Annotated in this window: 12 protein-coding genes; all 12 read right to left on the bottom strand. The window is 61.9% G+C overall.

All coding sequences use genetic code 11. The features are described from left to right. Positions 1-96 precede the first annotated feature (96 nt). Positions 97-414, bottom strand: coding sequence for a hypothetical protein (locus OXS27_RS30140; protein ID WP_267361252.1), 318 nt, complete (start codon positions 412-414; stop codon positions 97-99). Continuing rightward, positions 414-551, bottom strand: a complete 138-nt coding sequence (locus OXS27_RS30135; RefSeq protein ID WP_267361250.1) for a hypothetical protein — start codon at positions 549-551, stop codon at positions 414-416. Before OXS27_RS30135 ends, OXS27_RS30140 begins: the two co-directional genes overlap by 1 nt. A 578-nt stretch (positions 552-1,129) precedes the next feature. Continuing rightward, complete coding sequence (locus tag OXS27_RS30130) at positions 1,130-1,567, bottom strand: hypothetical protein (protein WP_267361248.1); 438 nt, start codon at positions 1,565-1,567, stop codon at positions 1,130-1,132. 21 nt (positions 1,568-1,588) lie between these two features. Then, positions 1,589-2,095 carry an SRPBCC domain-containing protein gene (locus OXS27_RS30125; protein ID WP_267361246.1) on the bottom strand — a complete coding sequence of 169 codons (507 nt, stop codon included), beginning with the start codon at positions 2,093-2,095 and terminating at the stop codon, positions 1,589-1,591. Then, a complete protein-coding gene (locus tag OXS27_RS30120) occupies positions 2,085-2,429 on the bottom strand; it encodes a metalloregulator ArsR/SmtB family transcription factor (RefSeq protein ID WP_267361244.1) in 345 nt (114 codons plus the stop codon). Before OXS27_RS30120 ends, OXS27_RS30125 begins: the two co-directional genes overlap by 11 nt. A gap of 168 nt (positions 2,430-2,597) precedes the next feature. Continuing rightward, on the bottom strand, positions 2,598-2,861 hold the full coding sequence (locus tag OXS27_RS30115; RefSeq protein WP_267361242.1) for a hypothetical protein: 264 nt from the start codon (positions 2,859-2,861) through the stop codon (positions 2,598-2,600). Between the two features lie 102 nt (positions 2,862-2,963). Then, positions 2,964-3,446: a molecular chaperone DnaJ gene (locus OXS27_RS30110; protein ID WP_267361240.1), complete on the bottom strand. Its 483-nt coding sequence runs from the start codon at positions 3,444-3,446 to the stop codon at positions 2,964-2,966. 15 nt (positions 3,447-3,461) lie between these two features. Continuing rightward, positions 3,462-4,664: a hypothetical protein gene (locus tag OXS27_RS30105; protein ID WP_267361238.1), complete on the bottom strand. Its 1,203-nt coding sequence runs from the start codon at positions 4,662-4,664 to the stop codon at positions 3,462-3,464. 1,568 nt (positions 4,665-6,232) lie between these two features. After that, complete coding sequence (gene cas7c, locus OXS27_RS30100) at positions 6,233-7,138, bottom strand: type I-C CRISPR-associated protein Cas7/Csd2 (RefSeq protein ID WP_267361236.1); 906 nt, start codon at positions 7,136-7,138, stop codon at positions 6,233-6,235. A gap of 40 nt (positions 7,139-7,178) precedes the next feature. Then, on the bottom strand, positions 7,179-9,101 hold the full coding sequence (gene cas8c, locus OXS27_RS30095) for a type I-C CRISPR-associated protein Cas8c/Csd1 (RefSeq protein ID WP_267361234.1): 1,923 nt from the start codon (positions 9,099-9,101) through the stop codon (positions 7,179-7,181). Next, positions 9,091-9,705, bottom strand: coding sequence for a type I-C CRISPR-associated protein Cas5c (gene cas5c / locus OXS27_RS30090; protein WP_267361232.1), 615 nt, complete (start codon positions 9,703-9,705; stop codon positions 9,091-9,093). Before cas5c ends, cas8c begins: the two co-directional genes overlap by 11 nt. A gap of 25 nt (positions 9,706-9,730) precedes the next feature. Next, on the bottom strand, positions 9,731-12,046 hold the full coding sequence (locus tag OXS27_RS30085) for a CRISPR-associated endonuclease Cas3'' (protein ID WP_267361230.1): 2,316 nt from the start codon (positions 12,044-12,046) through the stop codon (positions 9,731-9,733). Positions 12,047-12,198: the final 152 nt, after the last annotated feature.

Below are 12,198 nucleotides of genomic sequence, written 5' to 3'. Positions count from 1 at the left end.
TGACCTACGTGGCAAAAGGCGTTCAGGACTTATCGGCAAACATCTTCAAGGCTTGAAGAGGATCGTGAACCTCGACTCACGTCGGCGACGTTCTCTTCACCAGCCGCGCATCGTGAGCCAGACGTTTAACGCCGCCGTATCGGCCTCGCTGTCGAACTCGAAGATGACGGTATCTAGGACAGCGTTGCCCCTACGTTCGCAGATACGGCGACGCCAGCGGCCAGTGGCAAGTGCTTCGCACCACTCGTTAGCGAGGCGGTGCCGGTAGTCTTGGGATCGGGAGTTCAGGTCCAAAATCATCGGGACGGCTCCCGCAACCACGAAAGTGTGGCTGGCAAGGGTTGCCTGAATTTCCAAGTTGGCCTGTAGTCGAGCGATCATACGGCGAATGCTCGAAACGTTCATCCCAGCCATTACGGGCACCTCGCGTCGATCGAGCGGCGCGATAGCAGATCGGCGACATGCATGTCGCGAAGGATCGCGTCGTCGTAAGCCCGCACGCGGTCGCGGAGTTCTCCGGTCAGCAGCGCACCGGCCTCGGCCAGCCTCATACGGATCCGCTCGACGGTCTCAGGCGAAACCCGCGCAGTCGCTCCGTCGCGCCGTGTGAAATCGTGGAGGTAGGAATGACCGCGGCCGCACCAAGATCGGGAGAAATGCTCGCGCGACGATGTCAGACTTAGCGCCTTCATCTCCTCGCAGAGCCGCAATAATTGAGAACCAAACATAAGAATTTCCTCGGAAATCAACTCGGATAAATATCTCGATCTACTTATACAGGAGAGCTTTTTGTGAGGATCAGGGATCTGTTTGAGCGGCCGGAGTCGAAGAACCAGACGAAGAACCAGCACGTGAAGGCAAGCCAACAAGCTCCGGCACATCCGGTAAGCCTAGCGTTTAGACCACCGGAAACGGGAGGGTGTGCCGGATACTCCCCGTCGTCCCGGCTGCAAAATCACCAAGTTGAACGAGTGACAGATCTGGTGCGTCGAACAGATCTCGCCGTGCCGCCGATGTCATCATTGCGGGCATCGACTCCCGACCCTTCTTGGACCTTCGGAAGGTCCGCTTCTAGGCTGTTGATCATATAGAGACCTTCGACCGCCTTGGGTGGAAAAAGGACATCGCCTTAGGAGCGCAGCCACCCCACTTTCGCGGCGAAGTGCGCGAACCATATCGACAGCGCGCCGACCAAAGCGATGAATAACGGAAACGGCAGTACCGCCGCCGATCCCTTGTGAGCAATGAGGTCGGTGGCCAGAAAGGCATAACCGAACATCAAAACGACCGCGGCGAGCGAGGCCCAAAACAGGGGTACTGCTCGCCGGTTGCGCAGTAGCAAAGCCAAGCCGCCGAGCAATCCGCCAAAGGTCGCGACGACATTGATCGCGTTGTACCAGACCGGCAGGGTGGCATAGTAATTCAGTGACCAGTAGTCGGCTGGTCCCATCGCCGCCGCACCGACCTTGATCTGCATGACGCAGGCGAAGCAGCCCATTACTTCCCATAGCGTCAGCAGGATCGCGACGATCCAAAACCAGAGCGGCGGTTTCATAGCGGTCGTCATCGCGACCCCTCCCATAGGAGCCTATGACGCCGTGATTTGCAGAAGCAGTTCGTCGAGGCGCTCCAGGGTGGACGCCATGCCGCCTTCCAATCCCATTTCGACCGCCGCTTGGAGCGCGTCGGCCGAGCCGTACTGGACGATTGTGGTCACCAAGGTCCTGTCGCCTTCGTCGGCGAAGGCGACATCCCACTGCGATCCGGGCAGGTTCGGATTGACGGCGCCGGTTTCGTCGCAGAAGCCGTCCTGCGCTGCGTAGCCGTCGATGGGGTTGATCGCTTTGTAATCCAAGCGGTTCCAGAATTTCTGATCATCGGGTGTGATCATGGCGTAGTGCCAATAACCGCCCACGCGGAAGTCCATGTGCTTGGTCCGAGTGGTTAGCGGTTTGGGCGCGAACCATCGGTCGAGAAGTTCGCTCCTCGTGTGGCAATCCCACACGAGTTGACGCGGGCCAGCAAACTCCCGGATGACCGTGATTGTCCGCCGGTCCTTATCGATCAGAAATTCAAATCGTAGATCATCGATCATCTTCGCCTCCGTTCAGCTTCACAAGCAGGGTGTCGAGGTTGAAGCATCGGCTAGTCCATTGGACGCGTAGCTCGTCGAACCAGCGCTCCGTCGTGGCCAGATTTTCGGGTTCGAGGCGGCAGGTTCGAATCCGGCCACGCTTTTGCGAGGTGATCAGGCGCGACCGCTCAAGCACCGAGATGTGTTTGACGAAGGATGGCAGCGCCATATCGAACGGCCGCGCCAGTTCACTGACCGTCGCGTCGCCACGACCCAACCGCTGGACTATGGCCCTTCGTGTCGGGTCCGCCAGAGCGTGGAAAATGGCATCGAGCGCCAAGCCATGGTTATCCATATGGCTAACTGTACATCGCAAAGATGCTTAGATCAATGGCTAAGTTTTGCCACGGCTTCCGCGTTGGGAAGAGCGCTCTGTATGTTCGCTCAGGGCCAGATCCGGAACTTCCGCTTCCGGGCGGAAACTCAAGGTCCGCTCGCCACCCTTCTCGGATATTGAGCAGTGTCATCGGTGGCGAAAACCGAAAACGTGATGCTTATCGGCTCTGTAGACCGAGACTTCCGCGTTCTTTTCGATGGCGGAGCGCCCCTGGCGCGAGCGCGTTGATCCTCGCAGATAGCCATCAATCGCGTACACCAGGGCCAAGCCGATGGCGAACACCAAGGCCAAGTGCGTTACGCCGACGACCTCCTGCACGACGGCGCCCGCGATCAGGCCGACCACGTAGCCCTTCGCACTGTTCAGCAGGGCGGAGATGTTGCCGGTCACGATACCGACTACACCTTCGAACACATTTCAGGACTGCGTGGCACGCCCGGCGGCGCGAGGGTTTCGGGTCGGACACGGAGTAGCAGAGGCGCCAGAAGAACGTCATCGCCTAAGCGCCTCGATTCTGTCGAACGCTGCTGAGGCCGCGGCGAACTGAGACGACATCTTGCTCTTGTCATCGGGCGAGGCGCGATCGGGGTGGTAGTGACCGAGCAGTGCTCGGCGGGCTGCGTGAACGACGACAGCGTGCGCGTTCGGGGTCAGACCCACTGATGCATAAACGTGCGCGTCGCCGTCGTCCTGCAACTCGGCGAGCCTGCTCTGGAGGCGTTCGATCCACGCTCGGGCGGTTGCCAAGTCATGCTGTAGTGCCTCGACGAGGGTGTTCGCCTCGTGCAGGTCGTAGCAGAGCCGATTGTGCTCGCGGGCGAGATCCGGCCAGTCCTTACCGACGCCAAGGAGGCTGTCGAGGAGACGCAGATTGCGGCGCATGCGGACTGCAAGATCCTCCAGGGCTGGGCGCAACGTCAGAAGCTGCTCATTGCTCCAGCGGTCGAGAAGATCGTCGTCGAACTCGATGATCACGCTGTCCGTCCTGATTTAGGCGGCCACCTCGGTCTCGGTGTTCAGCGCCGCGGGCATGTCGTCCTCCGCGTTGATGCCGTGAGGGTGTAGGGCGTCGTGAAGTGGCGCGTAGCGGTAGATCCCCAGCAGATCAGCCACGTCCTTGCGGTAGGGGCCGCCGACTGCCGGGCCGGGGATGATCGCTCCGAGCCCCTGAAGGCGCCTTAGCACCGGGTACAACACCTCTCTGGACGGCTGCCGGTTCTTGGTGCCCCCGACCTCAGAGACCATCCAGCAGCCATCAATCGTGGGTGTCAGCGACGCCGCCAAGATCGTCTCCGAACCGTCGTCGGCCCGGTGCGTCACCTCGACGATGGCGAACAGGCCAAGCGCGGCTTCGGGGATCTTCGTTGGCGCGCAGTTGCGCAATCTGGCCCCGATCTCGCGGTACTCCGCGGCCGACCGCAACGGCCGGATACCCTCGGCAGCGGGTAGCGGTGTGGGCAGCCGATCAGCGGTGCTGAGCGCCGTTTTGGCGAAAGCCTCGATAACGCCGAAGCTCTTGAGCGACAGGCGCATGGCGGTAACCAAAGCTTCTTCGTCCAGGGTTGAGTGGCAGGCCCGGATGAGATCCAATGCAGTGTTTGCCGCCGAGACGCGCTGCGGCGTGCCGGTGACGGCGAGAACTTCGGGCCACACCAAGATTGGGTCCAGCGTCATGGCTGCCTCGACCGTGCTCGACCGCAACTTGGTCGAGTAGCGTAGCGCGTGAGCCCGGCGGCTGTGACGTTGATGGACCAAGACCTCGAAGAGGCGGCGGTACGAGGCCGGGTCGGCGAACGGGTGCAAGCCGGGTACGCCTGCTCCGATTTCCTCGATCTTGGCCAAGGCGCGCAGATAGCCGGTGGGCACGTCGTGGGGACTGACTGCGAAGGCTGCCGCGATGATCTGACGGGCGGGGCGGGCCCGCAGGGCGAGGCCAATGCCTTCAGCCCCCTGGGCCGCGACACCGAGGCGGCAGAGGAAATCGTTGGGTGTGTCTAGGTCGAGGGTGGAGACCACAAGGAAGGCGGCCTGCCGCGTGAGAACACCGGCCATAGTTAGGTCAGCGATGAGGCCGCGGGCCCCGCCTCGGTCAAGGCGAGCCATCAATGCGAGGGCCCAGCCGCTAACTGGGGCAGGCTCGCGAAAAGCCTGAGTGTCGTTCTGGGAGACACAATCGTGGAGGTGAATGGCCAAGGGCGTGCTCCAAAAGCATCGCCGTGGTCGCACGCCCTTACGCGACGACCCGTCTCGACTGTCAGGAGCTTAGCATAAGAACGGTAAGTGACAACTTATTCTACCGGTGATCCACCCCAAAAACGCGAATGGTAACTACAAAGCTGGACGACCAGAACTTTATCTTTCATCTTCGGCGCCGAGATGACGACATCGACATCGAGAACGGTAGATGCTGGGGCGATCCTGAGTGCGATCTGGTGCAGAAACGCGCTTCGACGCGGAGCAGGTTTACCTCTCTGGCCTGTGCGCGAGACCTTCGAGCGCGAGCTACAAGCGGCGCGCTGGCGGGCTCACGTCGAAGCAAACTACGAGGCCACTCGAATTCGGGTGCTCGGCGAGCTTCGAGCGCGCCACGGAGTTGGGTTCGGGCTCTCAGTGGGCGGGCGCTGGGTCATCGAGGCCAATACAGTACAGGCATTGCGCGCCTCGTTCTGCGGCACTTAATTTAGTAACACGCCATAAGCCCTTGAGACTAAGTCCGATCGCGTTCCATGACCTTGGAAGTAATCCAAACCTGACATTGCCCGTCGCGGTACCAGACCGAAGCTCAATGGCGTACCTTCACGCACCCTATGGCTTCGGCCCTAAAGCAACCAACGCGCGCCTAGCACTCCCGAACGAGGGGCGAAGGACGCGCATCTAAGATGAAATATCAAGCAATGTTTCAATCCGCGCTCTGAAGAGCGATACTGTATATAATACCGCATCTCAATAAAATTAAGTATTAAATTCGCGCCCATCAAAAATAGAGTTATGCATTTCCTTGTACATAATGGCCGTGGAAAATGCCATTCCAATCCGTCATCAGGAAAAAAGCATGCTCTAGCTGTCTTTCAAGAGTTGTTTTCAATCCTCGTTCTGGTGAGAGAGCGACCTTCGTACACTCTGGCTGAAAAGTAGCTAGCGATCTCTTCTCACGGTTAAACCGCCCTCCCGAGAGGGAGTAACAGTCGCCCTGTGCGTAGGCGCCGTCCAGGAGGTAGTTTCAATCCGCGCTCCCTTGAAGAAGCGATCAGGTCATTGACCTAAGAAGCCTCCTTCACGAGGTTTCAATCCACGCCCTGTGAAGTAGCGACCGACGCCCAGGCGCATATTCTCGTTGGTCAGATCGTTTCAATCCACGCCCCCGTGAAGGAGCTACAGACGCCCTTCGCGCTCGTGCTGAGCGAGCAGAGTTTCAATCCACGCTTCCATGAGGAAGCGACCGCTTACCGCCGAGCGCGAACGACTCGCCGAAGAATTTCAATCCGCGCCCCCGTGATGGAGCGACTAAACCTCCATACCTTTAGGCTGGACAACATCCCCATTTTCGATCCGCGTCTCTGAAAGTTAACTACTTATCGATCGTGGCCGTCAACCCCAAAAGAATATCCTTGATTTCGGCGTTCGCGCGAGCCGCTCCATCCACCCCTATGCCAGCGCAGATTGGCGGTGCAGGTGGGCAGGAAATTTATATTTCCAGAGACCTTGGCTTTTACGCCACTTCAAAACAGCCGGGTGGATCCCTAGAACTTCGCGCGGACCGCTTAGGCCGCAAGCTTGCGACCGAAAGACTGTGGTGCCTTCCAGACTTGCATCGTCACGCCCTCCGGGAGATTCTCCGGTAAATAAATGTTGTAATCGGCGTAGCTGGTCGCCGGAGTATTAGACTTTCGCTCGACGGCAACAGCCTCCAGGAGTTCGAGGCCGTTCGCACCCGGCGTGCCGTAAGCGCTAACATGCTCGAAGGCGTAGACGGCCCGGACGCACATGGTGTTGCGCATGCCTGCTCGATCGCCCTCGAAAAGATTTAAGAGTGCATCCTTGAGGGCCGCGAAATCGTCTGATGAGAAGCCGGTCTTCCTAGCCTTGATCGGGTCCACGAAGATGTGCGCCCGGTAGAGGCCATAGTGCAGCATTGGCTGGGCGCCGAAGGTCTTGTTGTCGAGTTCACGTCCCTCCCGCTCGCGGCGATTCTCGCTGGCGCAGCGGGTGATCGCGGGCTCACTCACTTGGATCTCGTCGATCGTCTGCGCGTAGCTCACCTGGACGGGGCCGTTGACGTTGTCGGCGCGGGACTCCTCGCTCTTGTTAGCGCGCAGCACTGCCCCGAAGGCGCGCACATCGTAGAAGCGCTCCTGGATCGCGGTGTTCGGGTCGGCCTTGCCCTTGATGGTCTCGGCCTTCTTCTCGCCGAGCACGGCGTCCCGCGTGATGAAGATCTCCATGCCGGGCTGCCCCTCGTAGCGCTCGGCGATCCGGTCGCGGATCTTCCGCTTCAGGCAAACGCCAGTCACCAGACCCTGACCGGTGATCGGGTTGCGGCGCGGGGCATTGCCGCGGTCCGGATCGCCGTTCGGGTTGCCATTTGAGATGTCGAACAGGATGCAGATGTCGGTCCGGCGGACGCCCTCGATAGCGGAAACGGCGGCGGTATCAGCGGTCTTGGCCATGGTCCTATCCTCGTGATGCTCTGGTGGGGTTCGGAAAGACTTAGGCGGCGTCGCTGGCGACTGGCTCTTCATCCTCGGTCTCATCGGCCTGGGCAGTGGGCGCGCGGCGCATTTCGGCGACCTGATGCCAGTAGCCGACCATGAAGATAACCTGCTCGTCAGCCCGCAGGATGGTCGGGAGGCGACCGTCCAGGTTGCCCATGACCTCGGCGACCTGCTTGGCGAACCATCCGCCGCGCGGCCCCAAGGTGCTCAGGTGCTTCGTGTTCTTCGCGAGCAGGGCTCGAAACTCGAAGGCCGGGGTCTCCATTGCGCCGGAGATCCGGGCGATGATGGTCGTGTAGGCGTCGGGGATAGCCCGCTTCTGGGTGGCCTCCAAGACCGCGAACAGGCGACCGAGATTGTAGGATACGTCCGTCCTGGTCTTGTCGAGCGCCATCGGAAGCCTCTGCGGTCTGTGGCTTCTCGCGAGTGCGAGCTTGGCCAATGAAACGATGCGATGCTGCCGCATCGGGTAGCTGAGAGTAGGGCCATCCTTTCCTCTACTCACGGCGCGAACGCCAAGCTTAGGGACGTAGCCCATCAGGGTTGTTTTGAAGGCGCGCAGCGCGGCATCCATGACCTCCGGCTGCACAGGCGTGCCCGGCTGGATCGCCGCGGTGAAGAGGCGGCCCATCAGGTGCTTGTCGAACTTCTCGCCGGGCGGCAGAATTGCCCCGAGAAGCTGCGGGATGGAAAGGTACGGTCGGGCGTCCCGCTTCGGCGGGATCAGGGCCATATCGGCGTACCAGGAGCGGGCGGCGCGGTAGAACTCCTCGGCCGTCATCTCCTGCCACAGGATCGGCGACAGTCGGGCGGAGTTGGCCTTCAGCGCTAGAAAGTAGAACTCCGGCATGGTCGGACCCTGGAGCCCGGACCGGACGATGCTCTGGGGCTCCTGGCCGACGTAGGCCGCGCGGATCAACCTGCGGACCTTCTGAAGCTCGACGATCGGGTCCTCAAATAGGGCGGCCTTGCCGGAGACGGTCGAGTCCGTGCCCCAGACGATCATGCTGAAGTCGCCCGGACGCTTACCGTTGCCGAAAGCGACGTGGTGGGTCTGCGACCACAGCATGTGGTTCAGGCCCCGGTGGTAGCCGCGGGCAATGTCGGCGCTAACCGGGCCGTTCCTCCCGTCCCGGAGGCCGAACGAGTCGAAGTGACCCGCATTGAATGAAACAAGCTTGGTGCCGGTCGGCTGGCCGCCCAGGACGCCCTTGATGTAGCCGTGCAGGTCCGCGGCCACGGCCTCATCCCCGCTGATGCAGCACTGCACGCGCTCCGCCTGCGAGACGGCGATGCGGCCGTGCACGAGGTGTTCGTCGAGGCCCGGCGTCTCAATGGCCAGTTCCGGACCGAGACCGTCGTCCATGGCGAGGAAGATCGTCGGCTTCTCGCCCTTCTCGGCCCGCTCGCGAATCGGCTGGGACATCTGGTCGGCGAGGAACGCCTCGCGATGTCCCTTGGTATAGAAGTTCATGATCGCGTCCAGGATCGCGTAGCTCTCGCCCGCGTCCCGGACGCTCTGACGGATCAGGTAGAGCGTGTTCAGGAAGGACTGCTCGTTGCCGCTCGGCGCGACGATCGCCGAGCCGAGGCGCTTGAGAGCCTTGGCCTCCGCCTGGGCCTTCATCTTCTCGATCTCGGCGGCCGTAGCGCTCGGCTTGATCTCCGGCAGGATCGTCAGGCCGAGAAGGTAGTCCGGATGGTCCCAGAGCAGGCCGCCGAGGGTGTTGGCCGTGCGGTCGGTGCGCGGCGCCAAGATTTTCTCTTTGCCGTCCGTCGCTCGCACGACGATCGCCCGGCCGGTTGGGTCGAGGATGATCGCGAAGTGCATCACGACAGGCTCGTACCCGTCGATCCGGCTGATCTCGGCGTTCGCGACCAGCCGAGACTGCTGCTCGACGAGGCGGTTAAGCAGCATGGCGGGTCTCCAGGAAAGGTGGGATCTCCAGGGTTCCGTTGACGAGTTTGGCGTCGAAAAACGTCATGCGCTCGGCCCGGCCGCTGGCGTCGAATAGGCGCTGGTGGAACATCCAGCCGAGATTCCGGGTGACCGGAATTGGCCTGAACGTCTCGTCCCGGCCGAGCAGCTTGAACCGGCACACGAACTCGCGCTGGCCGAGCACTGGCGGTCGAAAATACTGCCCCTGGCTGGCTCGACGCTCGAACACGGCGCCGTGCTTGCCCTGGTCCTCGAACTCGTCGATCCTCGCCTCGATCACGTAGGCCACGTCGGCCAGGATCGAGGTGGTCTTCTGGATCCGGTCGTCGATGATGTTCTGGCCGTTGCGCGAGGCCGTCTGACCCAACTCGTTCAGGGTCATCGAGATGAACCGGATCGGCTTCAGCACGTGGATGCGCAGGATCTCGTAGCGCATCTGCGGCTTCCAGTAGATCGACTCCAGAAGCCCCTGGGCGGCGCTCGGGTTCATCACGTCGTAGGAGCGGCGCTCGGCCTTGAACTCCGGCCGCGTAAAGCACGCGAACTCGCCTTCGACCCGCAAACGGATGTGATTTCTGCTCATAATAGGGCGTTCCTCGCAGGCGGTGTTATTGGACAACGAGCCCGTAGACGGGGTCGTATCTCGTCGCGACGTAGGTGCTGAGCCGATCCAGGTAGACGATTGAGCCCGTGGCGAGCGCCTGGGTGACCTGCCGCTCCGGGAGGTTCACGCTGTAGCGCTGCGTTCGCTCGAACAGGTTGGCGCTACCCCGCCCGCCCGAGTTGACCCGGATGAACTCGTCGCAGAGCGCCGTGCCGATCGCGCCGTAGGGCACGATGACTGAGGTGTCCTGCCCCTGCTGGGGATCCTCGACGATCCGCATGGCCGCCTCGGCCTCGCGGAACTGCACGCGCGGGCCGCGCAACTTTCGGAGCACGTCGCGGCGATCGAGCGGGTCGGTGGCACCCACCGTCCGGCCCTGACGACGCCAGTGACCGTACAGGTCCGAGAAGTAGTTCCGGAAATTCTCGGCCGAGAACAGGTAGCCGTGGGCGCCCGTCATCCCGATGATGCGCCGTGTGGCCATGACGTTCGCGATCAGGTGCGGGATCGGCTCGTGCACGACGACGATCTCGAAGCGGCCGCTGGCGAGCCTGCCCTCACGATTACACCGCCCGGCAGCCTGGGCGAGCGAGTCGAGGCCACTGATTGCCCGGAACACGACCGGGAAATCCACATCGACACCGGCCTCGATGAGCGAAGTGCTCACCAGTCGGAGCGGCCCGGAGGCTGGATCCGGAAGCTTGGCACGCACCTCGCCGAGAACATCCGTGCGGTGGGCCGCGCACATGTTCGCTGAGAGATGATAGGCGCCGAGACCCTTCGCGATCAGGATGCCGTATAGATCACGTGCCGTGCCCTTCGTGTTAACGATCGTGAGGATCTTGTCGTGCTGAATCACCCGGTCGGCCAGATCGCCTAGCGGCTCCTGCACAGTCAAATCGGGTGGCACGATGATCTGAACGCGACCACTCATGCGCTGAAACAGGCCGGGCACATCCTCGACGATTTCGTATGGGTTCGAGAGCCCGTCGAATGCTGCCCACGGCTTCGGGTCGAGATCGGGCTGTGTGGCCGTCGAGAGGACGATCGTGCAGCCGTAATGGTCGATCAACTCGCGCATCGATCGCACCAGCGGGCGCAGATACGCAGGCGGCAGGAATTGTGCCTCGTCGATGATGATCACCGCGTTGGCGATCCGGTTGATCTTGCGCGCCCGGCGTGCCCTGGCGGCGAAGAGCGACTCGAAGAACTGCACGGCCGTGGTGACGATCACCGGGGCATCCCAGTTCTCGCGATTGAGCTTCTCGCGCTCGCGGTTCCGAAGGCCCTCGTCATCGACATCATCGGGTGTGTCGGTCACCACACTGCTGTGGTGCTCGACCACATCGGCATCGCCCAGCGCGTCCCGGAACACGCCCGCAGTCTGCTCGATGATTGAAGTGTACGGCGCCACGTAGATCACGCGGGGCATCCCATGTGCGTCGGCATGTTCGAGCGCGAAGGCGAGGCTCGACAGCGTCTTGCCCAGACCGGTCGAGGCGCTGAGATTATACAGGCCGCGACGCAGCATGGCCGCCTCCCGGCATTGCTGGAGCAGGTTCGCCCGCTCCCGCGCAATCTGCGAAGTCGGCTGCCCAAACTGAGCCAAACGGCCGTTCAGGCGGTCGAGAAGGGCTGCGATCGTGGTGGAGCGGTGCCGGAGCGCGTGGACCTCCGCATCCGTTGTCTCTTCGGAGTGAAGCCGGTCAGCATCGACCAAGGTCGAGAAGATCATGCGGATTAGGAACGAGTAGGAAAACTCGTCGGTCGCCCAGTTTGGGATGGCCGGAAGGTGCCGCTGGAGGCGCCGCTCTGAGGCGAAGCGCCTGCTGTTGGCGAGAAGCGTCCCGCCAGCCGGATCGTTCAGCTTGAACTCCAGAGTCGCCGCGGAATTATCGCCGGTCGTTCCGAAATCGGCCAACGCGCCGTGGTGACCGGCGACCGCATAGGCGAGCGCGAGCCCACCCCGGAAATCATTTTGGGGCGCAGTGTTGAAAAGGTGGAGCGCGCCGACGATCGAGTGCGGGACACGCGCGCCAGTGCCGAGCATATAGCTTTGGAATGTCGGGTTGTACTTGCCGAGGTCGTGGAAAAGTCCCGCCGTGTAAGCGAGGTCGGACCAGTCCTGCCCGGCAAGGCGGCCTGCGCGGGTGGCGACGGCCAGGAGATGGTCAATCAGGCGCGGTTCAGGACTGTAGGGCGAGGGCCCACGCGCCAGCGGTGGTGCGCGACCTGTGATAATATTGTCGAGCGAGTTGAGCGGCAGCGAGCTACCGCCGTCGTCTGCCCTAGCCGCGTTCGGACTGGGCTGCGAGTTCATAAACTCGGGTCATTCAATAGATAAAAGATTGGCAGCGATCTCGACACACGATTGCGGCATTTCGATCCGTCGTCAAGCACGCTTGTCGTTACGAGAGTAGGTTCGGAAGTGCGGCCGCCATGGTGAAGGGTAAGGCCGAATTAGCGAGTTCG

Source organism: Methylobacterium sp. GC_Met_3, assembly GCF_026540775.1.
Lineage (GTDB): Bacteria > Pseudomonadota > Alphaproteobacteria > Rhizobiales > Beijerinckiaceae > Methylobacterium.
The sequence above is the reverse complement of the archived record's forward strand: the minus strand, read 5'-3'. Positions and strand labels throughout refer to the sequence as shown.